The 26,013-nt window shown below is 37.7% G+C and carries 25 protein-coding genes and 1 riboswitch; of the genes, 10 read left to right on the top strand and 15 right to left on the bottom strand.

Annotation, left to right across the window (positions count from 1 at the left end; all coding sequences use genetic code 11):
• Positions 1 to 42: 42 nt before the first annotated feature.
• The 8 genes from BDR01S_RS19025 to BDR01S_RS18990 form a co-directional block, all read right to left on the bottom strand.
• Positions 43 to 924 carry a carbohydrate ABC transporter permease gene (locus BDR01S_RS19025; protein WP_066250940.1) on the bottom strand — a complete coding sequence of 294 codons (882 nt, stop codon included), beginning with the start codon at positions 922 to 924 and terminating at the stop codon, positions 43 to 45.
• 18 nt (positions 925 to 942) lie between these two features.
• Complete coding sequence (locus BDR01S_RS19020) at positions 943 to 1,884, bottom strand: ABC transporter permease (protein ID WP_066259691.1); 942 nt, start codon at positions 1,882 to 1,884, stop codon at positions 943 to 945.
• A 343-nt stretch (positions 1,885 to 2,227) separates the two neighbouring features.
• Positions 2,228 to 3,544 (bottom strand): ABC transporter substrate-binding protein, encoded by a 1,317-nt coding sequence (locus tag BDR01S_RS19015; protein WP_066250937.1) that lies wholly within the window; start codon positions 3,542 to 3,544, stop codon positions 2,228 to 2,230.
• Between the two features lie 26 nt (positions 3,545 to 3,570).
• A complete protein-coding gene (locus BDR01S_RS19010; protein WP_066250935.1) occupies positions 3,571 to 5,160 on the bottom strand; it encodes a response regulator in 1,590 nt (529 codons plus the stop codon).
• Complete coding sequence (locus tag BDR01S_RS19005) at positions 5,138 to 6,934, bottom strand: sensor histidine kinase (protein ID WP_066250932.1); 1,797 nt, start codon at positions 6,932 to 6,934, stop codon at positions 5,138 to 5,140. The genes BDR01S_RS19010 and BDR01S_RS19005 overlap by 23 nt, the downstream gene beginning before the upstream one ends.
• A 239-nt stretch (positions 6,935 to 7,173) precedes the next feature.
• Entirely contained in the window at positions 7,174 to 8,004 is an 831-nt protein-coding gene (locus BDR01S_RS19000; RefSeq protein ID WP_066250929.1) for a glycerophosphodiester phosphodiesterase, read from the bottom strand.
• A gap of 199 nt (positions 8,005 to 8,203) precedes the next feature.
• Positions 8,204 to 9,793 carry a response regulator transcription factor gene (locus BDR01S_RS18995; protein ID WP_066250928.1) on the bottom strand — a complete coding sequence of 530 codons (1,590 nt, stop codon included), beginning with the start codon at positions 9,791 to 9,793 and terminating at the stop codon, positions 8,204 to 8,206.
• Positions 9,790 to 11,610: a sensor histidine kinase gene (locus tag BDR01S_RS18990; RefSeq protein WP_066250926.1), complete on the bottom strand. Its 1,821-nt coding sequence runs from the start codon at positions 11,608 to 11,610 to the stop codon at positions 9,790 to 9,792. The genes BDR01S_RS18995 and BDR01S_RS18990 overlap by 4 nt, the downstream gene beginning before the upstream one ends.
• Positions 11,611 to 11,815: 205 nt before the next feature.
• Here BDR01S_RS18990 and BDR01S_RS18985 point away from each other — a divergent pair, with 205 nt between their 5' ends.
• From BDR01S_RS18985 to BDR01S_RS18975, 3 genes are all read left to right on the top strand, one after another.
• Positions 11,816 to 12,784: a carbohydrate ABC transporter permease gene (locus BDR01S_RS18985; RefSeq protein ID WP_066250923.1), complete on the top strand. Its 969-nt coding sequence runs from the start codon at positions 11,816 to 11,818 to the stop codon at positions 12,782 to 12,784.
• A complete protein-coding gene (locus tag BDR01S_RS18980) occupies positions 12,784 to 13,611 on the top strand; it encodes a carbohydrate ABC transporter permease (protein WP_066250921.1) in 828 nt (275 codons plus the stop codon). Before BDR01S_RS18985 ends, BDR01S_RS18980 begins: the two co-directional genes overlap by 1 nt.
• Before the next feature lie 78 nt (positions 13,612 to 13,689).
• Positions 13,690 to 14,985 (top strand): ABC transporter substrate-binding protein, encoded by a 1,296-nt coding sequence (locus tag BDR01S_RS18975; protein ID WP_066250919.1) that lies wholly within the window; start codon positions 13,690 to 13,692, stop codon positions 14,983 to 14,985.
• Between the two features lie 230 nt (positions 14,986 to 15,215).
• On the opposite strand, the gene BDR01S_RS18970 is transcribed toward BDR01S_RS18975, so the two are convergent.
• Positions 15,216 to 15,617, bottom strand: coding sequence for a globin domain-containing protein (locus tag BDR01S_RS18970; RefSeq protein ID WP_418303023.1), 402 nt, complete (start codon positions 15,615 to 15,617; stop codon positions 15,216 to 15,218).
• A gap of 209 nt (positions 15,618 to 15,826) precedes the next feature.
• On the opposite strand from BDR01S_RS18970, the gene BDR01S_RS18965 reads away from it, so the two are divergent.
• Complete coding sequence (locus BDR01S_RS18965; RefSeq protein WP_066250916.1) at positions 15,827 to 16,180, top strand: DMT family transporter; 354 nt, start codon at positions 15,827 to 15,829, stop codon at positions 16,178 to 16,180.
• Between the two features lie 2 nt (positions 16,181 to 16,182).
• Positions 16,183 to 16,497 carry a DMT family transporter gene (locus BDR01S_RS18960; RefSeq protein ID WP_066250914.1) on the top strand — a complete coding sequence of 105 codons (315 nt, stop codon included), beginning with the start codon at positions 16,183 to 16,185 and terminating at the stop codon, positions 16,495 to 16,497.
• A gap of 138 nt (positions 16,498 to 16,635) precedes the next feature.
• Here the strand turns inward: BDR01S_RS18960 and BDR01S_RS18955 are convergent, their stop codons facing one another.
• Positions 16,636 to 18,036 carry a hypothetical protein gene (locus BDR01S_RS18955; RefSeq protein WP_066250912.1) on the bottom strand — a complete coding sequence of 467 codons (1,401 nt, stop codon included), beginning with the start codon at positions 18,034 to 18,036 and terminating at the stop codon, positions 16,636 to 16,638.
• Positions 18,037 to 18,301: 265 nt separating this feature from the next.
• A riboswitch (PreQ1 riboswitch) is annotated at positions 18,302 to 18,346 on the top strand.
• Here BDR01S_RS18955 and BDR01S_RS18950 point away from each other — a divergent pair.
• From BDR01S_RS18950 to BDR01S_RS18940, 3 genes are all read left to right on the top strand, one after another.
• Positions 18,347 to 18,910 carry a QueT transporter family protein gene (locus BDR01S_RS18950; RefSeq protein ID WP_082797498.1) on the top strand — a complete coding sequence of 188 codons (564 nt, stop codon included), beginning with the start codon at positions 18,347 to 18,349 and terminating at the stop codon, positions 18,908 to 18,910.
• Positions 18,911 to 19,096: 186 nt separating this feature from the next.
• On the top strand, positions 19,097 to 19,621 hold the full coding sequence (locus BDR01S_RS18945; RefSeq protein WP_066250910.1) for a DinB family protein: 525 nt from the start codon (positions 19,097 to 19,099) through the stop codon (positions 19,619 to 19,621).
• A 183-nt stretch (positions 19,622 to 19,804) separates the two neighbouring features.
• On the top strand, positions 19,805 to 20,230 hold the full coding sequence (locus tag BDR01S_RS18940; protein ID WP_066250907.1) for a VOC family protein: 426 nt from the start codon (positions 19,805 to 19,807) through the stop codon (positions 20,228 to 20,230).
• A 99-nt stretch (positions 20,231 to 20,329) separates the two neighbouring features.
• On the opposite strand, the gene BDR01S_RS18935 is transcribed toward BDR01S_RS18940, so the two are convergent.
• From BDR01S_RS18935 to BDR01S_RS18925, 3 genes are all read right to left on the bottom strand, one after another.
• The gene (locus BDR01S_RS18935) at positions 20,330 to 20,935 is read right to left on the bottom strand and encodes an exonuclease domain-containing protein (protein WP_066250904.1); all 606 of its coding nucleotides are present in this window, start codon (positions 20,933 to 20,935) and stop codon (positions 20,330 to 20,332) included.
• Positions 20,936 to 21,102: 167 nt separating this feature from the next.
• The gene (locus BDR01S_RS18930; protein ID WP_066250902.1) at positions 21,103 to 21,690 is read right to left on the bottom strand and encodes a TetR/AcrR family transcriptional regulator; all 588 of its coding nucleotides are present in this window, start codon (positions 21,688 to 21,690) and stop codon (positions 21,103 to 21,105) included.
• A gap of 12 nt (positions 21,691 to 21,702) precedes the next feature.
• Complete coding sequence (locus BDR01S_RS18925) at positions 21,703 to 22,410, bottom strand: MBL fold metallo-hydrolase (RefSeq protein ID WP_066250900.1); 708 nt, start codon at positions 22,408 to 22,410, stop codon at positions 21,703 to 21,705.
• Between the two features lie 292 nt (positions 22,411 to 22,702).
• Between BDR01S_RS18925 and BDR01S_RS18920 the strand changes: the two genes are divergently transcribed.
• Together BDR01S_RS18920 and BDR01S_RS18915 are read left to right on the top strand one after the other, a co-directional pair.
• The gene (locus BDR01S_RS18920; protein WP_066250897.1) at positions 22,703 to 23,212 is read left to right on the top strand and encodes a DoxX family protein; all 510 of its coding nucleotides are present in this window, start codon (positions 22,703 to 22,705) and stop codon (positions 23,210 to 23,212) included.
• A 476-nt stretch (positions 23,213 to 23,688) separates the two neighbouring features.
• The gene (locus BDR01S_RS18915) at positions 23,689 to 24,198 is read left to right on the top strand and encodes a DoxX family protein (protein ID WP_066250894.1); all 510 of its coding nucleotides are present in this window, start codon (positions 23,689 to 23,691) and stop codon (positions 24,196 to 24,198) included.
• Positions 24,199 to 24,270: 72 nt separating this feature from the next.
• On the opposite strand, the gene BDR01S_RS18910 is transcribed toward BDR01S_RS18915, so the two are convergent.
• Positions 24,271 to 24,492 (bottom strand): hypothetical protein, encoded by a 222-nt coding sequence (locus BDR01S_RS18910; protein ID WP_066250891.1) that lies wholly within the window; start codon positions 24,490 to 24,492, stop codon positions 24,271 to 24,273.
• Positions 24,493 to 24,672: 180 nt separating this feature from the next.
• Complete coding sequence (locus BDR01S_RS18905; protein WP_066250890.1) at positions 24,673 to 25,869, bottom strand: class I SAM-dependent rRNA methyltransferase; 1,197 nt, start codon at positions 25,867 to 25,869, stop codon at positions 24,673 to 24,675.
• Between the last annotated feature and the right edge of the window lie 144 nt (positions 25,870 to 26,013).

The following is a 26,013-nucleotide window of genomic DNA, read 5'->3' as shown; positions in this document are numbered from 1 at the left end:
GTGTTGTTATACGCATTTACATGTTTCTATACTAGCTGCTCATTATTTCAATGAACCTGCCATGACACCTTTTTCAAAGTACTTTTGGAAGAATGGATACATGACCATTAGCGGCAGACTGGAAATGACAATCGATGAGTATTTAATCATTTCAGAGAGCTTTTTAAGTTCAGCCATTGACTGCTGATCACTAATCATTCCAGGACCAGCCTGGTTTTGAATCAATATCGATCTTAAAACTAATTGTAATGGGTGCAATTTTGGATCTTCGAGATAAATCATTGCATCAAAATAAGAGTTCCATTGACCCACAAATGCATACATCGCTAATACGAAGATGATTGGTTTTGATAGCGGCAATACGATTTTAAAGAAGATTAATAGATCTGAAGCTCCATCAACCTTTGCTGCTTCATGCAATTCATAAGGAATGCTTTTAAAATAAGTCCTTGCCAGGATAATATTCCATACATTCACTGCTCCCGGTATTAAAATGGCCCAAGGGGTGTTTAACATTCCTAGGTCTTTCACTACTAGGTAAGTTGGGATAAGCCCACCGCCAAAGAACATCGTTATAATAAATAATGTCATGAAGAAATTTTTCCCGACAAAACCATTTACCGATAACGGATAGGCAGCGAAAATACAGACGACAACAGTGATAACGGCAAATCCTACAGAGTAAAGAATGGAATTGATAAAGCCGCGCACCATTGCATCATTGGATAAAATCAATTGATATCCTTTAAAACTCCAATCTGAAAAATTGAATGAAATCCCTTTGTTTAATAGAACGGTAGGATCCATAAATGATGCTAAAACGACATAAACCAAGGGAACTAACACGACTAATACAGCGATGCATAGAAAGATATTATTAAAGCTTAATATGATTCGGTCTATGCGGGTGTGCTTAATATTCATATCAAGACTCCTTTTTTGTTAATATAAACCTTCTCCTTCGTTTAATTTCTTGACAATTTTATTTACAACAATTAATAGAATTACGTTTATGACTGAATTAAATAAGCCAACTGCTGTTGAATAAGCATAGTCACCTGACTGCAAACCTACCTTATATACATAAGTTGGCAGGATTTCAGATGAAGGTAAATTCATAGAGGTTTGCATTAAATAAGCTTTTTCAAATCCAATCGACATGATCCCTCCAGCAGCCAAAATAAATGTTACTGCCATTAATGGTTTCAGTGTCGGTAAATCAATATGGATCATTCTTTGGAGAATATTTGCTCCATCAATCGTTGCTGCATTGTGCAATTCAGGGTCAACATTCGCTAAAGCGGCGACATAAATAATTGATGACCACCCTGCTGCCTGCCATATACCAGAGATAATATAGATCGATCGGAAGTAATCTGGATTTGACATAAACATAAGCGGCTTTCCTGCTATAAAGCTAACCAGTTGATTAATAGGACCTGTTGGTGATAAGAAAATAAATACCATACCAACGATAACAACTACCGAAATAAAATTTGGTGCATAGAGCACAAGTTGAATATTTTTTTTAATGGCTGCTCTGCGTAATTGATTTAGCATTAGTGAAAGAATGATTGGGACTGGAAACCCTACGATTAATCCAAAAAAACTAAGTTTAAGCGTATTCATAAAAATGTCAGCAAAGTTCGGTGAAGATAAGAATTTAGTGAAATTATCTAAACCGACCCAATCACTTCCTAAAATACCTTTGATGGTACTAAAATCTTTAAAAGCAATAATCGCTCCATACATCGGTATATATTTAAAAATGATTGTTAGAATAATCGCTGGCGCAACAAGCAAATAAAGATGGTAATTTTTCTTGATATATTCGAGATTTTTTTTCAGTTTCGATGCTGCTTTCTTTTCCGCATGGATCTGTATAGCTGGTTCTTTTTGGACATTTACTATTTCTTGCAAGCTTTTAACCTCCTATCAATTGGCTTTGATTTTATTGCTTTATCTGGTTTTAACTTTAACAAATTTAGAAAAGGGGAGAGTTTAATATCTTTGGAAAACGAGGTTTAAAATTTTCGGCAGTTGAAAACGGTTCCATTTTATTAGGACAATTAGACCCCCGATTTAATAAACATCTTCAGGAGAATCTCAAAAAAAATCTCCTCTAGTACCAGAACTAGAGGAGCTGCTATCATAAAATATTATTTTATTACCGAACGGGTTATTTACATATAGAGAGGCATATTTTTCTTAAATTGATGCTCCCTATTTATTGGATTTCTTTAAGACCTGTATTGATTTTTTCAACCGCTTCTTTCGCCGCAGTCTTTACATCCTTACCGCCTATTCCTACATCCTCAAATAATCTCCTAATTGCATCACTGACCACGGGATATGCAGGAGTAACCGGACGGTTCTTTGAAAATTTTTGAGTTTGCTGTAAAAATATGTTCTTAGGATATTCATTCAGCTCCGGGAAATCTTTTGCTACAGAATATCTTGCAGGAACATCACCTGTTATCGTTACATACTTTTTCATTCCTTCATAACCAGTCACATATTTAATAAACTCCCATGCTTCCCTAGGGTGTTTTGATTTTGATGTGATTCCAAGCGCCCATCCTCCATTTGGAACAAACTGATACTTCTCCTTTGGCAGTGGGGTTACTCCAAAATCTTCTCCCAGCTTGAATTCAGGGTGATTTTTTTCCAAATCTGCCAGTGTCCAAGAACCAAGCACAGTCATCGCAAGTTTGCCTGACTCAAACACAGCTGGAGGTAATTCAAATGCGGCAACACCATTTTTATGATATAGATCTTGATAAAATTGAAGGGCATCTAATGCTTCTTTTGAATCTAAATATCCACTTGCAGTAGTTCCATCCGGGCTTAAAATATTAGCACCAAACTGCCAAAGAAGCGGTGTTTTAAAATAAGCAGGAGATTCTCCATCATTAAATCCCTGTGCAGGATCAATTCCAATCACGCCTTTTGCAGGATTATTTACTTTTTTTGCTATCTCTAATACTTCATCCCACGTTAAGGGTTTATTGGGGTCTTCTGAGGGAAGAGGTATTCCGGCATCTTGCAATAAATGTTTATTGTAGTATAAAGCAATACTTGACTCTACAATCGGTGCGAGGTAAATTTTCCCCTTATAAGTTAATCCTTTTAAAGTAGAATCAGGGATATCATCGATCTTCCCTTCTTCTCTCATATAAGGATCGATTGATAATAATGATCCGGTATTTGCGTATAGAGCCAGTGTAGGGCTGTCAATCGTCAAAATATCCGGAGGGTTTCCTGCAGCCAGTTCTGTTCGCAGCCTTATTTCATAATCACTATAAGGAATTGACTTCATATTCACCGAAATATTGGGGTTTTCTTTTTCAAAAGAAGAAACTAATTGTTCAAATGCTTTATTTTCTGCGACGTTCCCTCCATTGCGCCAGAAATTCAGGTGGATTCTGCCTGAAGCATTCGTTTTATCCACTTTATCTTTTTGGCTGCCAGAGAATGTATCAAACAAAACATACACTAAAATACCCAAAAGTATGATTGCAAAAACAGTGAACCATTTTTTCATCTACATTCCCTTTCTTTCTTTGAAACTTAGGAATCTAAGGAATTACGAAATTCTACCGGTGTCTGTCCAACGTGTTTTTTAAAAACCGTACTGAAATAGCCGGAGTTTGAAAAGCCAACTAAGTTTGCTACATCAATGATTTTAAGCTGTCGATCTCTCAGAAATTGCCGTGCCTTGTCCATACGTAACTTCACCAAATAATCACTAAAATTCTGCCCCACATAATTTTTAAAGGTTTCCGATAAATGAGCACTATTAATATGAAACAGTTCCGATAATAGGGTCAAAGAAATTTCACTGGCATAGTGCTGGTCCAGATAATGCCGAACACTATCCACAATTAATTTTCCATTTGAAAATCGGGCCAAACGTACTTTCTCAATAATTAACTGCGCTAATTGCAGTAGGTGTTCAAGCACTTTTCTTTGAGAATTGAGCTCCCAGATACTTTGTTGGCAATTCCAAATCGTCTTTTGAATATCTTTCGTTTCGATATCATATTTTCTTGCCAGTGACCCTAATAAAAATAACACTCGATTGGCAGCAAACGAAAACGATAAAATCGATTGATTCCTGTTCTCTCGCAATAAAGTGTGCATATTTTCTCTAAACGCATCGAAATTAGCATTTTCAATGGCATTGGTTAACTTTCTTTCAAAATCAGGTGAAAACTCAAATGCTTCCTCTTTTGTGATCGCTTCATCAACCACCTGAGAATAAGAGCCTAGTTGACTTTGACTCCAAGCAAGCAAACTAGAAATATAACCTGTCTTAAAATTAGCTAGACCGGTGACCACATTGCCAATTCCGATTACCGTTTCTAAATTCAGCAATTCCTTCACATTCCGCTGCAAGGAATCCACTAAACGTGACGAATGATTAACACTTCTTAAATCTATCCTCTGTAAAAAATGAATCATATTGGCATAGCTTGGGTCGTAAAAGGAATAAGTTCCTACATGCTCCTTAGAGATCTCCTTGCATAACATTTGAAAAGGAAGCCAGAGCTCTTTTAATCGATTGGGATTACCAAAACTGCCTCTAATTTCGACGGTGATAAATTGTACGACTGCGTTCTCATTGACAAGTTCCTCTAGTTGAAGTTGACGGAGTCTTTCAATGACCAAATTAAGCTGTAACCATTCCTCTTTTACTAAATAGAGCAAGTATTGTTCTTGTACTTCTTGCAATTGGGTAAGAACAAGCTGACGCATCTGGGCCGTTTCAATTTGTTTTCGCCTTTCTTCCTCTATTACTTTTCGGACTTTTTGTAAGGCTTCTACTAATTCATCAGGGGCCACCGGTTTTAACAGATAGTCTTTAACCCCTTCTTTCATGGAACCACGGACCAATTCAAAATCGGAATACCCCGATAATACGATTACTTTTACTGATGGAAATTCCTGCTGACATTGTTTAGCCAATTCAATTCCATCCATAATCGGCATTCTCATATCTGTAATAACCAAATCAATTTCCATATTACGGAGTAATTCCAGTGCTTCTTTCCCATTGGAGGCCTCTCCTGCGATTTGGAACCCTTCCTCTTCCCAATCCACTTTCATCCGCAAGCCTTTACGAATTTGAATTTCATCATCCGTTATGATGACCTTCATCATGTATATCACCTCGATTAAAATTTATACACAATGTAATCCTCGTGCCTACATTCTTTTCAGATTCAATCTTATAGGTAAAATTTTGACCGTAGTAAAGTTTTAATCGACCAAGGACATTCCTGAGACCAATGCTGTTTCCTTCGCTCGCTAAGACACTAATCGTTTCATTCTTTGTTTCTTCACTCAATAAGTCTGCAATCACTTCTTCAGACATGCCGATCCCTTTATCTTCTAGAACTATCAATATTTGATTATTAATTTTTTTCGTTTTAATAAAAATTTCAGCTGTGTTTTTTTCTATAAAACTATATTTTACAGCATTTTCAACAAGGGGCTGGAGAATGAATTTAATCATAGGAAGATTTTTTGTTTCCTGATCCTCCACAATATCTATCGTAATAGCATCCTCATATCTCACCTTTAAAATATCCGTATAACTGCGGATATAGCTAATCTCTTCACCCAATTTCACCACATCATTTTGCGTATTCAAGGAATACCTCATCATCCGGCCTAAATAGATGCTAACATTCATGACCTCTTTATTTTTCCCTTGAACAGCTAATCCCCCAATGATTTCAAGTGTATTGTTTAAAAAGTGAGGATTGATTTGAAGTAATAGGGCTTTGTATTCTGCATCTTTTCGACGGATGTTGGCTTCATATTCTGTTTCAATTAAATTCTTCAATTGATCGACAGTATGGTCGAATACCTTTACAACGTAACCAACTTCATCGTTAGAAGATTTTATGGTTGGTAAAAAGCGTTTGGCACCAGAAAAATCCCCACGTTCAATAAATTTCATTGCTTTTGCTAGTTTTCCTAACGGGCTAACGATTTTGGATGAAAGCACGAAAGAAGCAACAATGGTTAATAAAAAAACGAGGGCACTGATTAATAGTAGGTTGCGTTGCAGAATATTCACTTTTGAGAATAAATCAGACTTGGTGACTTCACTAACTAGAATCCAATCACCAACGGCTAACTTTTGAAAAAAAACAAAGTATTTTTCTCCATGATAATCCGTTTCTAATAAACCTTTTTGCTTTTGATTGTTTTTTATTATAGATAAACTATTTTTTAATACCCATTTTGGGGTATCGATCTTCCCCTCTAACACATTTGCTCCCTGCTGATCCAATAAATATGCATTTCCTTTTTTTCCAATCGAGATTTTTCCTAAGGCTGTTTCCAGCAAGGTTGAAGGGAAATTCACCTTTATAAATCCGTAGGAAACTACCGTATTCAAATCAACGAGGGGCAAAATAAAACTATTACTATTCCCTTGTCCTGGCATATAAGGATCAATATGTGACTTTACAAATCGTTGTTCATGGATCGTAAAGTCTTGAAACCAATCTAGGTTGTGTAAGTTAGGATTATTGCCCCATGCCCCTTCCCCATTATTCAGAACGACGGAGATAGACATCCCATTAGAATTGTTCACCATCATCGAGGATAGCAGCATTTTTAGTTGATTCTTCTGTAATAAGCTCTGTTCTCTTGGTAATTTTTCATCTTTTTTTTCTAACCTTAACCACTGCTGTGTGGTTTGATTAACAAGGACCTGCTTCCCTAAATCCTCGGCCTGCGTTGTGATCGAGTCAATATAGAGCGAATACTGATCCATCGCTTCTATCGTTAAATCCTGTGTTTGTTCTTCAATAATAGATGTAAACCAGCGTGGGATGATAATCGACAAAATGATTAATGGAATCGTTAACAAACAAGTAAAAATAATAAATAAGCGATTCCGTAAGGAAAAAAACATGGTATCCCTCCAAACAAAAAATAAAACCCTTACATTCAATTACTGAATCTATATGTTTTGACTATTATTATCTATTCAATTTAACATATCCCCTTGGAACTTACCACGGGATATCCCATTTATAGTTGTTGCCAATTTAGGGTTTACGCATTTTTCTTAGACTAGTAACTTCATTTAAAATCATAAAAAAGATGGTCAAAAAGTTTCCACTTTTTGACCATCTTTTTGCATTACTATTCTTAGTTCCGCGGATCAACAAAATCAGGATAATCAGTTATAATTCCATCCACATTCATATTTAACAGAAATTCTGCTGCTTCATGGCTGCGGACAGTCCAGGATTGTATTTTCATACCGTTTGCGTGAACTTGATTGACTAATTCTTCGGTCACAATACCATAGCTTGGGTTAAAGTAATCAGCGTAGGAAGCAAATTCCCTTAACGCTTGTTCCGTTGTGTCTGCTCTATTAGATGTCAGGACACCAATTGGTACTTTCGGCAGCAGGCTATTGATTTTCTTCATGGATTCAAAATTAAAAGATTGGATAATGATTTTCTCATTTTGCGGTTTATCCAAGTTTCGTTCTTTTAATTCTTGAGCTACCATTTCTTCAATTCCAGGATAAAGTTCAGGTGACTTCAATTCCATTAAAATACCAATTTTTCCATGATATCGGTCTAGAATCTCATCGAAAGTCGGGATTTTTTCCCCTTTAAACTGTTCTCCTTTCCAGCTGCCTGCATCAAGACTTCTGATCTGCTCAAGCGTTAAGTCTTTAACATACCCCGTTCCATCGGTTGTTCTATCAACCTTTGTATCATGAATGATGACCAATTTTCCATCTTTACTTCTTTGAATATCAATTTCAATATAATCTGCTTTCATGTCTACCCCTTTATCAAAAGCAGCAATCGTATTTTCAGGCGCATACCCTGATGCACCACGGTGGGCAACGGTATCCACTTTTCGTAACTCTGCAGCAGTTGTTTCGGAAGCAAAAGCCTGCTGAAACGGACTTAACAATAAAGTAAAAGGAAGGACAGCTTCAAATAATGATGTTTTTCTCATTTTCCTCATCTCCCTTTTCTAGATGTGCTACTTAGAAAATTGTACTTGAAAAGTGTTAAGTCAATATGTAAATAACCTATAGACGTCATTAATATAATGTAAAAAAGCATAGGTAAATCAGCACTCATTAATTTACAAAAAGTTCATGCTTTTTCCTTTTGCCAAAATAAAAATGAGCAGAAACCCTGATCGGCTCTGCTCATTTCAGATTCATATGGACTTCACGATACTCATTCGGAGTAATTCCCTCGACCTTTTTAAATACTTTACGAAAATATTTGTCGTCTTGATAGCCTATCATATTGGCAATTTCGTAGATTTTTAATTGGCTGTTTTTTAGTAAGGATTTGGCCTTCTTCAACCGAAATTTAACGATATAATCTGAGATATTCACATTAAATTCTTGTTTAAATTTTCTCGAGATATACTCTCGGCTGATATAAAAATGCTCGGAAATCTCTTGCAGTTTTACATCCCGGTCGAAGTTTGCCTGCAGATATTTTTCGATTTCATGAATGATGTTACTATTTTTCTGAAGGGTTTTTTTCTTTACTTTTTTCAAGAAGATAGCAATCTCTCGTTTTTTTCTCTGAATGTATTCTTCCAGCTTAAAGTTACCCGTCTCATCGAAAAATAGATCCATCCGTTTTTCGATTTCCTCTGTTGCTAAAACAGGAAGATGATAGTGTTTAAACCACTTATTGCTGATGACCAAATATTCATTTTCTAGGTGAAGCAGCTGTTTTAATGTTAGAAAGTGGTCGGCTGTAAAATCAGACTCGATTTGTCGGATTACTTCAACAAAGGCTCCGTTCTCACCGGCTTGAACGGCCATTTCTATTTGCGATGAGTAGTCCATAAGATTTCTTAATGAATGGCTTGGCAGGTTGTCCTTTACATAGACGCGACTTTCTACAGCAGCCAAGATATTACGATTAAAATATAACTGCTTGGCAAAAAGATAGGAATCCATTAAGCTGTTGTTCTTATTAACCGGCTTCCCTAAAACAATGGGACAAGAAATATTCATCGTATCCCTTAGCATCTGATAAATTCGTTTTAAAAGCTCTTCGATTTGCTCAAATTTGTTCCAAAAGATAATAACGACTTCACCTTTATGTGATAAATAACGAAATCCAATTCCACACTCATTTTCCATCATAATCTCATTAATGACATTCAGAATCGTAAAATAGGCTAAATCTCGATCCCCTTGAAATGCCTCAATTGTCTTTCCATTAATCCGAACAAGGGCCACTTGATATTGATCAGCCAAATGAATCCCGAAACCCTCATATAAATCGTCCGTTAAATGATCACTATTTATCAACTTGGTAAGCTTTCGGTCACGATAAACTGGTTTCATTTCATTGATCAATTGAGAGCTATTTTCTTTTCTTTCCCTGTCTAATTCTTCTTTTTTCCATTCCTTTACAGCTGTTTCCAGGGTATGATTTAAGATTTCGGGGTCAATCGGCTTTAAGAGATAATCAGAGCTTCCGAAATGAATGGCTTTACGCATATAGTGGTAATCATCATAGCCTGTTACTACGATTGTTTTGCTGGGGGGATGGTTTTCTTTGATCCATTCTAACAGCGAGACACCATCCATTTTTGGCATTTTCATATCTGAAAAAATAATCTCTGGCTTATACTTTTGAATGAGATAAATGGCTTCTTCGCCATTCCCCGCTTCATAAATTTTATCAATTCCATTATGTTCCCAAGCCCCTAATATCTTAATTCCTTCACGAACGTGCTTTTCATCATCAACGATTAATGCTTTCATGAATGCTTCACCTCTTTTTGGATACCATTAGGGAACTGAACGGTCACCGTAAATCCACTTTCTTCATTACAGTAAATCGACATTCGCGCTTGATTTGTATAATAGATTTGCAGGCGATCATAAATATTTTTTAACCCGATAGTTTCTCTTTGCTTCTCTTCACTGGATACCCCATGTAATAATTCCTGCCTGATATGATGTAGTTGTTCTTCACTTACTCCTATTCCATTATCTTTTACAGAAATAGATACCATTCCGTCTTCTTGCACCTTCGCGTCAATTTGAATGAATGCTTTTTCTAACTGCTGGTCAAACCCATGTTTAAAACAATTTTCCACAATTGGCTGTAAAATCATCTTCGGTATGAGGATTTCTTGGACTTCTTTGGAGGCATTTAATTCAAATTCAAACTGCTCATCAAAGCGTTGTTTTTGTAATAATAAATAGGATTTCACATGCATCAACTCAGAGATAACTGGGACAATGTCTTCCTTCATATTCATACTGTATCTCATGATTTTCGATAACGAAGTGAGTAAAGAATAGACTGGCACGGCTTTGGATTTTAATGCTAAGGTCCCGATCGATTGAAGAGCGTTATATAAAAAATGCGGGTTAATTTGCGAACGCAAGACACGCAACTGTGATTCTTTATTTTCGATATCCAATTTATACTCTCGTTCGATTAAATCATTGATTTTGGCAATCATTAATTTGAAATGCCGTCCCAACATCCCGATTTCATCGTTACCTAAGGAACCAAAATCTGACTTAAATTCTCCATTTTCTACTTTTTTCATGTTATCAATTAATACCTTTATCGGGGCAGTGATCTTAAAGGAAACAAACATGGTAGCAATTAACACAACAACCAGCGTCACGATACCGATCAAAATATTGATTAGTGCCGTTTCTCTAGCGCCTTGATAGAGTACATTGTAAGGAATTCGTTTTACAATATACCAATTCTTGTAGGGGGCAGAAAACTTATCATGAACAATCACACCCGAGAATTGTTGATCCTTCCATTCCATACTTTTACTTAAGGAAGATTTCTTCTTCACTTGCCCGAACCACTTTTCTTTATTTTCCTTACCGATAACGTTTTCATTTGAAGAGTAGATAATGAATCCTTTTTCATCCATAATATACAAGTCTTCCAAATCCTTTGTATATAAGCGGTCGGCTATCGCACTTATTTTTGAAAGATTGATATCAATTGACAAAAAACCTAATAAATTGTCAGATGGAACATCTCGAAGAATGTTATGAAAACTTAACACATTTTTCTTTTCCGAGTTTGGAATGACGGAAATATTGTTATAGCTGTAAATTTCATGAGGTGGTTCGATGAGAGAAAAGCCGTCATATCGAGTTAATTTGGAATAATAGGGATGCGACAAAATACTCTCATATTTTCCCCTCCCGCTTATTCTTGAATGATAATTCGTATACGAATCTTTTCCAATATCAATATATAGATGCATTTGTTCGATCTCCGGACGTGTATTAAATAAATAGGCAAGTGCGCGGCGAACTTCCTCCTGATTCGCACCTAAATTCTGTGATAGTCCATCCCTCATTACATTCATAAAAGGTGTGTAACGATATAGAACGGAGGACATTTGTGCCACATCTTCCAAATAAACCGTTAGTTCTTCTTCCCCTTTCACAATTAGATCATGGTTTGTCGAAACAAAGCGATTATTAAGCGACTTGGTGGTTTGATAATAAGTAATCGCAATCGAACTCCCGAAAGGAAGAACCGTTACTAGCAATAAAAATATAATTAGTTTTTTTCGAATCCCCCACTGCATATATCAACTTAGTCAGTTCAGAATGAACTAACCTTCCTCCAATTAATGAATTTTCTCCATTGTAACAACATTCCTTATCCAATGAAATGGCATATATTGACTTGTCTATCATTTTTACTGTTCAATATTTTCCACCCTAGTGGTCAATGTAAGCCGTTTCATAATTTTCATTATTCTCTAAAATGAAGGTATGGAGGTGCAGGTAATGAATAGCCATAGTAAGTTGGAAAAAGTTGAAACCTCAGCATTAGAACTTCAAAAAAATACGAAAGCTTTAACGTCAGTTTCCTTAAATAAAAATAAGAAACTGAAAGATGCAGGATTATTTGCTCTATTTGTCGGACCCGTATTGTTAGCCTTTACGCTCATTGTTCTGATCCCTTTCTTCACAGGTATTTATTATGCCTTTACAGACTGGAACGGGATAACAGGAGCTGTCAAATGGGTGGGCTTGGACAATTTCAAGTACATCTTTACTAAGGACAAGCAATTTCTGGATTCCTTCAAACTTACAACGAAATACACTTTAGTTGCTATTATCTTAACGAATGCGATTGGGTTTGGATTAGCATTACTTGTCACCCAGATGCTGAAAACGAGAAATATTTTACGGACAGTTTTCTTTATGCCCAATTTGATTGGTGGTCTTTTATTAGGTTTTATCTGGCAGTTTATTTTTGTCAAAGGCTTTGCTTCGATTGGAGAGTTGACCAAGATTCCGCTTTTTGAGTTGGCCTGGTTAGGCGATGCCAATACCGCTTTCTGGGGAATCGTGATTGTCAGTGTTTGGCAAGGTGCAGGCTACATTATGATTATCTATATCGCTGCCCTGCAAAATGTCCCTCAAGAATTAATTGAAGCAGCAAAAATTGACGGGGCCAATCGATGGCAGATTCTTCGTCACATTACGATGCCACTCGTGGCACCAGCCGTAACTATTTGTTTATTTTTAACAACGGCATCATCATTTAAGGTCTTTGATGCGAACCTTTCCCTGACAAATGGAGGTCCATTCAAGTCAACCGAAATGTTAGCACTTAACATTTATACAGAAGCATTTGTTAATAACCGCTATGGAATTGGTGAAGCAAAAGCACTTATTTTCTTCCTTGTCGTTGCAGCAATATCAGTTATTCAAGTAACGTATTCGAAGAAAAAGGAGGTTGAGTCCTAATGAGAAGCAGGTATACAGGAAAAACCTTTATTGTTGAAATCCTTGCCATCGTGCTCGGTATCGCCTTTTTGGTTCCCTTCTATTATGTGATCTCAAACTCCTTGAAACCATTCGCTGATATATTATCGAACACATCGGCCTTGCCGAAGGTTCTGGAGTTTCAAAACTATGTGAGCGCCTTTGAAAAATTGAACTATTTAAAGGTATTTACAAATTCTCTAATTGTTACTATAGCAAGCAATGTTGTTCTAGTGATCTTTTGTTCGATGGCTGCGTACATGCTGGTTCGAACAAAAAAGAAGATCAGCCATGTAATTTTCATGATCTTTGTTGCAGCGATGATTATTCCCTTTCAATCGATTATGATTCCGCTCATCAAAACAGCGGGTACATTTGGACTATTAAACAGCGTCTGGGGCCTAGTCATCATGTACTTAGGGTTTGGCTCTGGGATGACAATATTCTTATATCACGGTTTTATCAAAGGAATACCTGTCGAGCTTGAAGAGGCAGCAATTATTGATGGCTGTACAAGGTTTGGCGTATTTTGGAGGATTGTTTTTCCACTATTAAAACCGATTACAGTTACCATCGTTATTTTAAACAGCTTATGGATTTGGAATGACTTCTTATTACCATCACTCGTTCTTCAGGATCCGGAATTAAAAACGATTCCATTGGCAACGTTCTCCTTCTTTGGACAGTATACAAAGCAGTGGGATTTGGCACTTGCCGCATTGGTCATGGGCATCATTCCGTTGTTAATCTTCTTCTTTGCGATGCAAAAACACATTATTAAAGGAATTACATCTGGTTCTATTAAATAAGGAACAACCTCAGCTATCTGCATGACAGATAGCTGAGACAAATATAAAATAGATTTAACTACCAGGAGGGAAAATTAAATGGGGATCAAAAAGTATTCGTTACTTGCAGGTGTATTATCCGCTTCACTTCTTTTAGCAACAGCTTGTTCTAGTGACAGCACGTCAGGAAATAAAAAAAGTGGTGAAAAAGACGGTAAAGTAGTGGTCGATCTTTTTAATGGAAAAGTTGAAATCGCTGATCAATTGAAATCGCTAACAGACCAGTATACAAAAGAGCATCCAGACGTTACTTTTAATATTGAAACAGTAGGTGGCGGCGCGGACGGTGCTGCAGCACTTAAGGCGAAGTTTGCTTCCAACAAAGCTCCTGATATCTTTGGGAATGGCGGTTATCAAGAGGCACAAACATGGAAGGATAAATTCGAAGATTTATCTGATCAGCCTTGGGTAAAGGATGCCTATGAGAGCGCACTACTACCTATGACTATCGACGGAAAAATTTATGGACAGCCTGTTAATATGGAAGGCTATGGTTTTGCTTACAATAAAAAGTTATTTGCAAAGGCCGGAATCACCGAACTGCCAAAAACCTACTCAGAGTTAGAGGCAGCATCGAAAAAACTGAAAGCCGCTGGGATTACTCCTTTCTCTGTTGGCTATGCTGAATGGTGGGTGTTAGCAAACCACGGGCTGAATGTTCCGTTTGCTTACCAACAAGCAGATGACGAGAACTTCATTAAAGGTTTAAACGAAGGTACTAATAAAATTGAAGGCAACAAATACTTCAATGACTACTTTAAGCTTGTCGACTTAACAATTAAGTATGGTAATAAAAATCCATTAACCACTGATTACAATACAGAAGTAACCCAATTTGCCAACGGTGAAACTGCAATGATTCAGCAAGGGAACTGGATTCAGCCGATGCTGGATAAATTAACTCCAGGCATGGAAGTTGGTTTCATTCCATTGGCACTTACGGATGATGCCGCACAAGCAGATAAATTAATGGTTGACGTTCCTACGAACTGGGTTATTCATAACAAAGCACCTGAAGCTGATAAAAAAGCGGCAAAAGATTTCTTAAACTGGATGGTAACATCTGAAGAAGGCAAAACAGCCTTAGTCAAGGAGTTTAAATACATTCCTGCATTTAAAACCATTGAAGCAAAAGCAGAAGATATTGGACCACTAGGTGCAGATCTTCAAAAATATTCACAAGAAGGCAAAACTTACTCTTGGCAGTTCATGAAGTATCCTGATGGTGCCGGTCAAGAATTCGGCGCTTCTCTACAAGCATACGTTGGCGGCCAAAAGTCTAAAGCGGAAACAGAAAAAGCGTTGGATGCTACTTGGGCTAAGCTAAAGAAATAACTAGAAAAGCGGAAGCGTCCGTTTAGCGCACGACAGGACTGGAGCGCTCTGACTGAGATAAAGGAAACACGGAGAGCGGAGCGATTCGATGTTGACTTATCGTAGGGAAGAGAGCGAAGTACACTAGTCGCTGGACGCTGGAGCTGGACAGTTTTCTAAGTTCAATAACCTATATTTCTTAATAATTATGTCAAGGGCTCTTCTCAATTCGAGAAGAGCCTTTTGTATTATTAACGATCCGGGCTATTCACCATGATTCCAGCAACTTGCGTCAATCGGTCATAAAATGCGTGTCCGGCTGGCTGCTGATCAAGGCCAATTTCTTCAAATGCTTCTTTCATGCAGCGAAGCCAGCATGCAGCTCTTCTAGGTGTCACTTCAAAGGGCATATGCCTGTGTTGCATGGCGGGCGGGCCAAATTCCTGACTGTAAAGGGCTGGGCCTCCTAAAAATTGCGGCAAAAACATTCTCTGCTTGCGCTTTATTTCTTCCATATCCCCTTCAAACAATGGTCTTAATTCCGGGTCAGCATATACGCGCGGATAAAAGGCATTAACCAATTTATCAATCGTTTCCTGCCCGCCTATTTCCTCATAAAGCGATTTAAGTTTGTACTCCATCTTCGTCACCATCCACTTATAGTTTTTCCCCTATTTTAGATAATTATAAAGTTAAAGCAGAGTTGTTTTCGTGATTTATATCACGGAAAATATAAAAACAGATAAATTTCCATGCTTTGGAAAGGTGTTTAAAACAACTTTCTAAAAGATTGTGGTATCCTAATATAATATGCTGGGACTTAATTAAGATGGAACTAGCGTTCTTTTAAGAGGTGTAAGAAATGAATAAGGCATGGATTTACGTAGGTGTAACTTGTTTGTTTGAATTAATTTGGGTATATGGATTTAATGAGGCACAAACGTGGTGGCAATGGGCCATCGTCATTGGCGTTATTTTTTTAGACTATCATATTTTGCCTAAAGCATGTGAGACTCTCCCTACCGGTACCGTTTATGCAATATTCGCCGGAATAGGTACCATTGGTACGGTCTTAATGGATATCTATCTTTTTGGGGAAAGCTTTAGTTTTGGGAAGGCCTTTTTTATCATGATGATTGTTATCGGGGTGATTGGATTAAATATCTCGGACAAAGAAGAAGCTGATGGAAAAGACTCCTTGAAGGGAGCTGCTTAAAAATGGGCTGGTTGCTTGTCTTTTTAGCTGCAGCAAGTGAGGTTGCCGGTGCAGCAGGGCTCAAATTATATAGTCAGAAAAAAACGTTCAGCAACGGAGTTCTCTATATTGGCGGATTCGGTGCATCGTTGGTATTTTTATATATGGCATTTCAGTATCTTCAACTTAGCATTGCCTATGCCGTATGGGTCGGGATTGGGACGGCAGGTGCTGTTTTTATTAATATGTTCCTGTTTGGTGAATCCAAAAACCTTGGCCGCATCATTAGTGTGCTTGTGATTATCGTTGGTGTTGTCGGGTTAAAGGTACTATCCTAATACTAAAAATGGGTCAGCCCCCACGGTTAGTTACGCGCGTAACTTATCGGGGACTGACCCTTGCTTTTACGGTGCTACTATTTCGACTTTAATCCGATCAGGGTCTTCGAAAAAAACAGGCTTTGATCTCCTATCGGCTTACCTAATTTTCCCGAGCTCTTCTATAAACGCTGGCCGGCGTTTATATTTTTCTCTTAATTCTCCAATTAGCTTATGTGAATGGATTGTTCCACACGCCTTTTTGTAGGTCTTTATGATGGAACAAACTGTTCGATATTTTTTTCGATCGGTGGCCTCCTCAGCTGAGTACTCAATATACTTAGTAAAAAGCTCATTTACTTCTTCTAAATTATTTTTTATTAAATATTGATAAAGGTCCGTAATTGTCGAGATATGATTCTGACAATAGATTAAAAGCTCAGCCGTTAAATTTTCCTCTTTTAAAATTGACAGGTACACAGAGGGCTGGTAATCCATCTTGTTAAAATCATCAACAATTTTTTTCAAAGCAAAGTCCCATTCGTTTGCGGGATATAATTCTTTTAGTTTTAAGTAATAGCTAAATTCATTTGTGAATAACAATTCTCTTGCTAACTGCTTCTGTTGTTCAATATCTCCAATCATTTCATAAGCTTGATATCGATATTCCTTCCACTTATGGACAAGACCACGATATACCTTATCGGCTTCTTCTCCATCCAAACAAAGTTGAATCACTTTCTTGTAGTCGCCTTTTCCTAGTTCAAGAGCGATTGCCTTTTCACGAAATTCACTTTCAAGGATATTTTCATAAATAAATTTCTCCGCTCGGTCAGCCCCATCACATCGTACAATGATTTCGAATTGCAATAATTTTATTTGTGTTTTTTCATATCTATCATGCCAAGTTGATTCTGGCCTCGACTGGAGGGATTCCAGCTGTTTTTCTAACTTTATTCTCAAATCCTTCACAGGAGAATAATTGGTACAAGTTTTTAAAAGAGCATAGCGCCAATCGCTCCAGCCATCGTAATGCGCTTTTAGAGCTTCTTTTATAATCGCGTCAAAAAGTCCCTTCTTCTCTTTGTCATTTAGATTAGGCAGACTAGTAGTAACGGCAACATCAATTGTTCTTATCGCCCAATTCATAACGTCACCGATCGACCCATTTGAGTCATCAGAAAAATTTAGCATTTTTACAACGGGCGGCATGACAGCAAGGGCTAATAAAACCGCACTCTCCCATTTCCCTTTTGCTACTTTTTCCTGTGCTTTTTGAAGAGTCAATTCGGCCCCTTGAAGTGCTGGTCCAACTTGACGCCAATCGATAAATCCTTTTCTTTTTGCCCCATTTATAGATGCTGTAATAAGCTTTTTCGCAGATGAAATTTCGTCTTTTTGAGGAGTGTATTTGAAAAGCAGCTGTTTTTCAATATCGGGGTTATCGTCGGACAGGTCAAGAATAATCTTTATTAATTCTTCTTTATTTTGATTCGACAGGATTGTATGTAAATCAATTTCGCTTGATCGTGAGGTTGTATTTAGCTTTGTTGGAATCATGTTTTTTCACCCCATTCGGATACTATATACTTTATTGTAGCAGGTTACAGAGATTTGGGGCAGAATATTAGACACTTGAATATTAAAAAAACACCACAAGGTTTTTGTCACTTGTGATGTTTCTATTTTAAGAAAATAACTTTTGAATTAGGGATTTAGGTTTTTTCCGCAGTTTATTCGGAATCTTATTATTATTTTCGAAAAAACTTCCTTATTCAAAAATAGTGTCATTGACTGATACTATTTTTTATAATAATATAATAGATTGCGAGTGGTTCGAAATCCTCCCACTAAAAAAAACTAAGGAGAAATGAATATGGAGAATAATACATTATCACAAGCACTAGGTGGCAGCTCCAATGGGACTCCCACAACAGGCAAAGTGCACAACAATGTGCAAGCAATTGTCATAAACGGGATTATCGCAGCATTGTACATTGCTGTCTCAGCACTAATCCAGCCCTTCGGATTTACCCAAGTCCAGTTTCGAGTTTCAGAGATGTTCAATCATCTGATCGTTTTTAACAAAAAATATATTTATGGAATTATTTTAGGTGTATTTTTAACCAACCTTCTCTTCTCACCTATGAAGGCTTATGACCTCATTTTCGGTGTCGGTCAATCCGTACTTGCCTTGTTAATCACAATTGCGTGTGCACGCTTGATCAAAAATATTTGGACTCGTATGATTGTTAACACACTTGTTTTTACCTTCACGATGTTCTTAATTGCCCTCGAACTTCATTTGGCTTTTGATTTGCCATTTATGTTCACATGGCTCACAACAGCGGTTGGGGAATTTGTTGTAATGGCTGTCGGTATGCCGGTCATGTATGCAATTAACAAGCGAGTTCATTTTGAAAAAATGGTTTAATCATATTAGGGTTGCTGTTATTAATGAATACAGCAGCCCTTTTTTATGTTTTATGTTATATGTAGAAGACCTTTTTAACTATTACAAGGGGAAAATGCAAATAAATCGATTCGATTATTATGAAAATTATGGTAGGATTGGAGTTGTTAGCGTCAGTAATTCTGAGAGTAGAGAGGAGAAAATCATATGCCGCAACGTCCTTTAGCAAGTGAATACCCAGAGTATTACAAACCGTATGTGAACTTAGTTCCAGAAGGTGATTTATTAACACTTTTGAAAGAGACTTTGGTAAAGACGATTGAGCTTTTTGAGTCGTTATCGGAAGAGGATGTCCTTTTTCGTTATGCCGATAATAAGTGGAGCATCAAAGAAGTCCTTGGCCATATGGCAGATACTGAGAGAATTATGAGCTACCGCTTACTCCGAGTTGGTCGTGGTGACCAAACGGCTTTGGCTGGTTTTGACGAAAATGATTATGTCCAAGGTTCGCAAGTTAATATACTGCCAATTAAAAATATTCTCGAAGACTTCATTGCGACGAGAAAGGCTACCCTAACGTTAATTCAAAATTTGCCGGATGTGGCCTGGGCAAATATTGGCTTTGCCAATAACACGGAAGTCACAGCCCGTGCCATTGCCTACATTATCGCCGGTCACGCTCTCCATCATTTTAAGATAATTACTGAAAAATACCTTTCAATATTAAACTAAACTTAAATGAGCCCATAGGAAGATATTTTCCCGTGGGCTCATCTTTCTGTTGCGAACATTTGTTCTTCGTTTTATAATAGGAATATCGGTAATAATAAGAAGTGGGACATATTGAACAGCCTGTCCAAACTTATACCCAACCGAGGATATCAAAAAAACTTTAAAACTGAGGAGAGATTTATGATGACGTTACGTTTGATTCCCTATTTTGTGATGAATGGAAATGCCAAGGAAGCTATTCAATTTTATGAAAAGGCTTTAGATGCACAAGTTCTTTTTTCTCAATCTTTCGGAGAAATGCCAGGAAATCCGGATTTCCCACTACCTGCCGAAGCAAAAGATCGTATAAGTCATGCGACCATTAAAGTGGGCGAAACTGAATTAATGTTTTCTGATACCTTCCCTGGCCAACCACATCAAAGTGGAAATCAAGTGACCATCTGTATTTCAACGAACGACGCAGACCAAGCACATAAATTCTTTGAGGCCTTACAAGAAGGCGGGCAAGTGACTATGCCACTTCAAGAAACGTTTTTCAGCCCTGCATACGGCAGCGTTTTAGATAAATTTGGGATAACCTTCCAAATATTCACTGAAGGCAGACAATAGAATTTTTACATACTAGATGCATGCAATTTAGCCCGGTCCATATGTTGCCGGGCTTTTTTCTATCTATAAAAAAAACTAATCAAACGTTTGATTAGTTTTTTAACCCATTTTTGTACGTGAAACTGTTGGTTGATATTTTCTCATCGGTGACTTTTCTAGCACTTCTTGAAGATAAAAGTTACCATTCGGACTTGTTTTCTTAAGCAACTCCAACAAGTATGTAATATCATCTAGTGCTCTATGTGTTTGATAATTTGTAATGTTGTGTGCTTGTAATAGGGTCAATAATTTTCCATTGGGAAAGCCGTAGTTTTTCCATGGGATGTTTCTCATCGTACAATACCACTTCAAATCGTTGACTTCTGGATACATGTGATAAAGAAAGCTTCGGTCGAAGGAGGCATTATGTGCGAAGACCGAATCAGCACGATGGAAATACGTTTTAATTTTTACATCATAAAAGCTTTTCCCTTGAACCAACTCATATGGGATGCCATGAACTCGGTAAGCTGTGTCATAATTATTCCTTGCTGAACGGGAAAGTGGCTCACGCAAAAAGGAGTCTTCCTCGATAATATCGATAACTTCACCGGTATCTGCTCGATAGGAAAATAATTTTAAGGCAAGCTCAATTACTTCATCCTTGGTAGGCCCTAAACCAGTTGTCTCAACATCCAATACCAAACCCAATTTTTCTGAACTCATCTTGATCATCCCTTAACACTGAACTTTATCCCATTATACCAAAGCTTGCCATCGGACTCTATCTCCAAAATGTACCTTAATGTGAATCCTAAAGGAGCGGCGAGTGACCGCGGACAGAATTTTTCCTTGTGAGCGGTCACTGTGCTCCTTCCCCACATTAGCAACTACTAACCTTCCATTAATCTATCCCTCTGCCCTATCCCCGCAAGAAATGCCTTAAGGATAATCAGCAAACTTTCATTCAAATCCAACGCCATCTTAAAGCCGCCTTTTTGCTCTAAAGCAGAAAATCCATGTAAAATACTGCGCAGACCCCTGACCGCATGGAGGGCATGCTCCCCTTCCAAATGATAGGCCTGCAAAACGCGGACAGAAAGATCAACGATTTTCGCCCCTGCCCTCTGCACATCCACATCTTCTGGGTCCGGGGCGAGTAACGTCGCCTCATAAATCCCTGGATGCTTACGGGCAAAATTCACATAAGCCTGACTTACCGCAATCACAGCTTCGGTGCCTGACACCCCAATCGCTGCATCTGCCATTACCTCATAAAGTTTATCAATTCCGTAAATAGCTAATTTCTTCCTTAAACCAGGGAGTCCATCAAAATGATTATATAAAGATGGCGGGCGAATCCCAATTTTCTTCGCCAAGCTTGCTAAGGTAACTTCCTGCACCCCATATTGGTCGGCAATTTCTCCCGCTGCTTCTATTATAAATGAGATATCGAGACCGATTTTTGGTCTTGGTGACATATAAATTACTCCCTATCCTATTTTTCGTTCCAGATTTTTGATTGCACGTTCCATTGCGTTTACTGGATTTATCATGATTTCTCCGTGACCAACCGCAAGTAATTCGGGTTGATAATTCACTAATTTCTGTGCACTCGTCCATGCGGTTTCCTTACTCCATGTGCCAAAGGACGGGAATGGAAACAACGGCTTCATATCCCCTGCAACAGCGATTCCACCTCGTGTTTGAAAGGCATCTCCAGCAATCAATGCATTTGTGCGCAAATCTAAAAATGACATCGAGCCTGGTGTGTGCCCCGGCGTTTCGATCGCTGTTAAGGAACCAATCAGGTCGCCTTCTTTCAATAATATATTGGCTCGCGTTCTTAATTTTTTTGGCACACCGCCTTTAATCGGGGTTTGTGCCTCATGAGGATCAAGGGATCGATCTCCATTCATTAGTCTGTGGTCACGAATAGAAATATACACCGGTAAATCTGGCAGTAATTCTTTGATGGAATCCAGTGCGCCCACATGGTCTTCATGAGCATGCGTGAGCACAATTTTGGTAATCGGCTTTCCAATCGTATCCGCTGCCTTCATTATCCCCTTTGTACAAAAACCAAGCGCTGCATCAATTAACGTTACCCCATCCTCTTCCTCCACCAAATAACAGTTAACCGGGAAAATATTTGCCATGAACGTAACTTGATACAAGTACCCCTGTTTAATCATCCTCACAGTTTCCATCTCCTTTTAACTAATACCATTAGTTTTATATTAACTAATGGTATTAGTTTTATCAAGCCTTTTTTTGTAAAAAATGTAATTTCTTCTTACAAATATATATTCATCACTCTTTCCAAAAGTAGCGAATGATGGAGCCTAAAACCCCGTTAATAAAATGTTCACATCTTTATTACAGAAATGTGAAATGGTGAACAATTTACCCTAACTTCAAAATAAGTTTGATATAGTAAGAATGTAGTTAACGAACAAACAAAAAAACTTACTTAAATAGGGAGTGTTTCACATGGTAGTCAATTGGTTACGACAAAATAAAGTTGCTGCAGGAATTTTAACAGTTCTTCGCTTATATATCGGTTATTCTTGGATAACAGCTGGGTTCCACAAATTAACGGGCGGGTTCGATGCTTCAGGATTTTTAAAAGGGGTTATTGCTAATCCAGTAAAAGGGCCAGATGGCAGCGTTGTTTATGGCTGGTACGTAGATTTCTTACAACATTTTGCATTACCAAACGTAGATATTTTTAATACGATTGTTCCTTTAGGTGAATTTTTAGTAGGACTTGGACTTATTCTTGGATGCTTAACAACAGCTGCAATGTTCTTTGGTCTTGTGATGAACTTCTCTTTCTTCTTAGCAGGTACTGTATCTCATATTCCAACAGATCTTTTCATCGGAGCAATTATTCTTTTCTCTGGTTATAACGCAGGCCGCATCGGTCTTGACCGTTGGGTAATCCCATTCATTCGCAAAACTGCTTTTAATGGTAATAAAACTGTAAAACAAAACGGTTAATTCAAACAAGAGCGTCTCTGATTCCAGGTTCTAAGTTGGAATCAGAGACGCTCTATTTTTTTATCCGGGAAAGTTCTTTAGAAGCGGGATGAAAGACATAAGTTTTCATTGGAGCAAGGTATTTGTCCTTCATAAGCGGGATGAAAGACAATAGTCTTCACTGGAGCAAGCGATTTGTCCTTCATAAGCGGGATGAAAGACAATAGTCTTCACTGGACCAATAAATTTGTCCTTCATAAGCGGGATGAAAGACAATAGTCCTCGCTAGATCAAGAGATTTGTCCTTCATACCTGTCGCTTACGGATTGTCTTAGCAACAGGATGAAGAATTTTGTATTCGTTTGAAATTTGTTCAAATCTTTTTTACGAATATGTGAATTAGCAAACAATTCACCCTAACTTCAAAATAAGTTTGATATAGTAAAAACATAGTTAACGAACAAATAATAAAACTTACTTAACAAGGGGTGTTTCACATGGTAGTCAATTGGTTACGACAAAATAAAGTTGCTGCAGGAATTTTAACAGTTCTTCGCTTATATCTCGGTTATTCTTGGATCACTGCCGGGTTCCATAAATTATCTGGCGGGTTCGATGCTTCAGGATTTTTAAAAGGGGTTATTGCTAATCCAGTAAAGGGACCAGACGGCAGCGTTGTTTATGGCTGGTACGTAGATTTCTTACAACATTTTGCATTACCAAACGTTGATATTTTTAATACGATTGTTCCTTTAGGTGAATTTTTAGTAGGAATTGGACTTATTCTTGGATGCTTAACAACAGCTGCAATGTTCTTTGGTCTTGTGATGAACTTCTCTTTCTTCCTAGCAGGAACGGTATCTCATATTCCAACAGACCTTTTCATCGGTGCAATTATTCTTTTCTCTGGCTATAACGCAGGCCGCATCGGTCTTGACCGTTGGGTAATCCCATTCATTCGCAAAACTGCTTTTAATGGTAATAAAACTGAAAAACAAAACGGTTAATCTAAACAAAAAGCGACGCCATTCTGGTCTTCCTTCCAGATGACGTCGCTTTATTTATTTGATGAGTGATTTCTAAAAGCTCTTATCTTCTTTTAAACTTTCCTTGTTCACGTACCAATTGGTTACCTGTGTAAGGATGGCAAATACAAAAAAGAAGTTCATAGCCCATACATTTATAAACGGAGTTAACCCGCCATATTCAATCGTTTCTAGACCTTTTAGGTTCATTACAATCATTGACTCGATAAAAATAAGCACAAAACCAACAACACCAGCAATAGCCGCTCTAATCATATCGATTCCCCCCACAATTGCTTATTTTTTTATCTATGTATGAAAAGCAAGGTGTATTTTTGACAATTCAGTGAACATCTCCCCTCTATTATAGTGCAAAAAATGGATAAACAACACCCTTAAAAATAAAAAAAGTGCCTGACACCACATTAAATTTCTTGTGGGTGTCAGGCACCGTTCTCATTTCATTTTTTTTATAAATACGACCTTTAAATAGTTGCCTTCTGGAAAGTTTTTGCTGGTCTTGAAATCCTCGGGAAGTGAAAATTGCTCCAAGAGTTTGTATCTGCTGCCAGATTCTTTAAAAGCAATATCAATAAAACTTTTAAATTTTTCCATCCCAAAAGCACTGCAATTCGTGGATGCAACAATGGTTCCGTTGTCCTCTGTAATCGAAATGGCTTCTTTTAGAAGATCCTTGTAGTCCTTTTCTGCACTAAAGACAAATTTCTTTGACCGTGCAAAGCTTGGTGGATCAAGGATGACCACATCAAACTTCACCTGTTTTTTGACGGCATATTTAAAGTACTTGAAAACATCTTCAACCATAATGGCCTGCGTTTCAGGGTCAATACCATTAATAGTAAACTGCTCACTCGTCTTACTCCTGCTTCGATTGGCCAGATCAACACTTGTCGTTTTCGTGGCTCCTCCTAAAGCGGCAAACACGGAAAAAGCCCCTGTGTAAGAGAAGGTATTTAATACTGACTTCCCCTTTGAATATTTATCTCGAATTGTGCGTCTTACATCCCGTTGGTCTAGGAACACACCGACCATGGCACTTTCATTCAAATATACAGCAAAGTTGACGCCGCTCTCTTTAACGATCAGCGGAAACTGCCCTCTTTCACCTGCAACAAAATCATCTTCCTCGATATATTGCCCTTTTTCATCAAAGCGCTTTTTCTGATAAATTCCTTTGAATTCAACCAGTCCCTTTAAAGCATGAATGATTCTTTCCCTAAAATGATAAATACCCTTACTGTACCAAGTTAACAAATAATACCCGGCAAAATAATCGATCGTTAATCCACCGATGCCATCGCCTTCACCATTAAACACCCGAAATGCAGTGGTTTCTGAACTTTGAAAATAGGATTTCCTCTGCTCGATAGCTTCTTTTAAGCTTTTCTCAAAAAACTCTTGGTCAAAAGAGACATTTTCTTTGTTACTTAGTACCCAGCCAATGCCCTTATTTTGCTTACCAAAATAGCCTTTGGCAATAAACTGGTTCCTTTCGTCAACTAATTTAACAATGGAACCCTCTTCTACGGAGTCATCTACATTTATGACGGCTTCCTTAGAAATAAGCGGATAGCCACTTTTTAATTTATTTACAAACTTTGATTTCACCTTTAAGCAGACTTCTTTATTCATCTTTTCATCCCATCAATTTTAATAATCCTACCCGTATTGTAGACAAATTCTCACTTTACAAATCAGTAGTAAAGCAATATCGTTATCATAACATTATTTCTGCCTGTTCTAAAACAAAACCCGCCACTAATCTAGTGGCGGGGG

Origin of the sequence: Neobacillus drentensis NBRC 102427 (assembly GCF_001591445.1) — a bacterium.
GTDB classification, from domain to species: Bacteria; Bacillota; Bacilli; order Bacillales; family Cytobacillaceae; genus Neobacillus; species Neobacillus drentensis.
The sequence above is the reverse complement of the archived record's forward strand: the minus strand, read 5'-3'. Positions and strand labels throughout refer to the sequence as shown.

Excerpts from the sequence above, each read along its gene's own strand:
- BDR01S_RS19025 (WP_066250940.1), bottom strand. The coding sequence starts at position 924 with ATGAATATTAAGCACACCCGCATAGACCGAATCATATTAAGCTTTAAT.
- BDR01S_RS19015 (WP_066250937.1), bottom strand. The coding sequence starts at position 3,544 with ATGAAAAAATGGTTCACTGTTTTTGCAATCATACTTTTGGGTATTTTA.
- BDR01S_RS19010 (WP_066250935.1), bottom strand. The coding sequence starts at position 5,160 with ATGAAGGTCATCATAACGGATGATGAAATTCAAATTCGTAAAGGCTTG.
- BDR01S_RS19005 (WP_066250932.1), bottom strand. The coding sequence starts at position 6,934 with ATGTTTTTTTCCTTACGGAATCGCTTATTTATTATTTTTACTTGTTTG.
- BDR01S_RS19000 (WP_066250929.1), bottom strand. The coding sequence starts at position 8,004 with ATGAGAAAAACATCATTATTTGAAGCTGTCCTTCCTTTTACTTTATTG.
- BDR01S_RS18995 (WP_066250928.1), bottom strand. The coding sequence starts at position 9,793 with ATGAAAGCATTAATCGTTGATGATGAAAAGCACGTTCGTGAAGGAATT.
- BDR01S_RS18990 (WP_066250926.1), bottom strand. The coding sequence starts at position 11,610 with ATGCAGTGGGGGATTCGAAAAAAACTAATTATATTTTTATTGCTAGTA.
- BDR01S_RS18985 (WP_066250923.1), top strand. The coding sequence starts at position 11,816 with ATGAATAGCCATAGTAAGTTGGAAAAAGTTGAAACCTCAGCATTAGAA.
- BDR01S_RS18980 (WP_066250921.1), top strand. The coding sequence starts at position 12,784 with ATGAGAAGCAGGTATACAGGAAAAACCTTTATTGTTGAAATCCTTGCC.
- BDR01S_RS18975 (WP_066250919.1), top strand. The coding sequence starts at position 13,690 with ATGGGGATCAAAAAGTATTCGTTACTTGCAGGTGTATTATCCGCTTCA.
- BDR01S_RS18970 (WP_418303023.1), bottom strand. The coding sequence starts at position 15,617 with ATGGTGACGAAGATGGAGTACAAACTTAAATCGCTTTATGAGGAAATA.
- BDR01S_RS18965 (WP_066250916.1), top strand. The coding sequence starts at position 15,827 with ATGAATAAGGCATGGATTTACGTAGGTGTAACTTGTTTGTTTGAATTA.
- BDR01S_RS18960 (WP_066250914.1), top strand. The coding sequence starts at position 16,183 with ATGGGCTGGTTGCTTGTCTTTTTAGCTGCAGCAAGTGAGGTTGCCGGT.
- BDR01S_RS18955 (WP_066250912.1), bottom strand. The coding sequence starts at position 18,036 with ATGATTCCAACAAAGCTAAATACAACCTCACGATCAAGCGAAATTGAT.
- BDR01S_RS18950 (WP_082797498.1), top strand. The coding sequence starts at position 18,347 with ATGAATATGGAGAATAATACATTATCACAAGCACTAGGTGGCAGCTCC.
- BDR01S_RS18945 (WP_066250910.1), top strand. The coding sequence starts at position 19,097 with ATGCCGCAACGTCCTTTAGCAAGTGAATACCCAGAGTATTACAAACCG.
- BDR01S_RS18940 (WP_066250907.1), top strand. The coding sequence starts at position 19,805 with ATGACGTTACGTTTGATTCCCTATTTTGTGATGAATGGAAATGCCAAG.
- BDR01S_RS18935 (WP_066250904.1), bottom strand. The coding sequence starts at position 20,935 with ATGAGTTCAGAAAAATTGGGTTTGGTATTGGATGTTGAGACAACTGGT.
- BDR01S_RS18930 (WP_066250902.1), bottom strand. The coding sequence starts at position 21,690 with ATGTCACCAAGACCAAAAATCGGTCTCGATATCTCATTTATAATAGAA.
- BDR01S_RS18920 (WP_066250897.1), top strand. The coding sequence starts at position 22,703 with ATGGTAGTCAATTGGTTACGACAAAATAAAGTTGCTGCAGGAATTTTA.
- BDR01S_RS18915 (WP_066250894.1), top strand. The coding sequence starts at position 23,689 with ATGGTAGTCAATTGGTTACGACAAAATAAAGTTGCTGCAGGAATTTTA.
- BDR01S_RS18910 (WP_066250891.1), bottom strand. The coding sequence starts at position 24,492 with ATGATTAGAGCGGCTATTGCTGGTGTTGTTGGTTTTGTGCTTATTTTT.
- BDR01S_RS18905 (WP_066250890.1), bottom strand. The coding sequence starts at position 25,869 with ATGAATAAAGAAGTCTGCTTAAAGGTGAAATCAAAGTTTGTAAATAAA.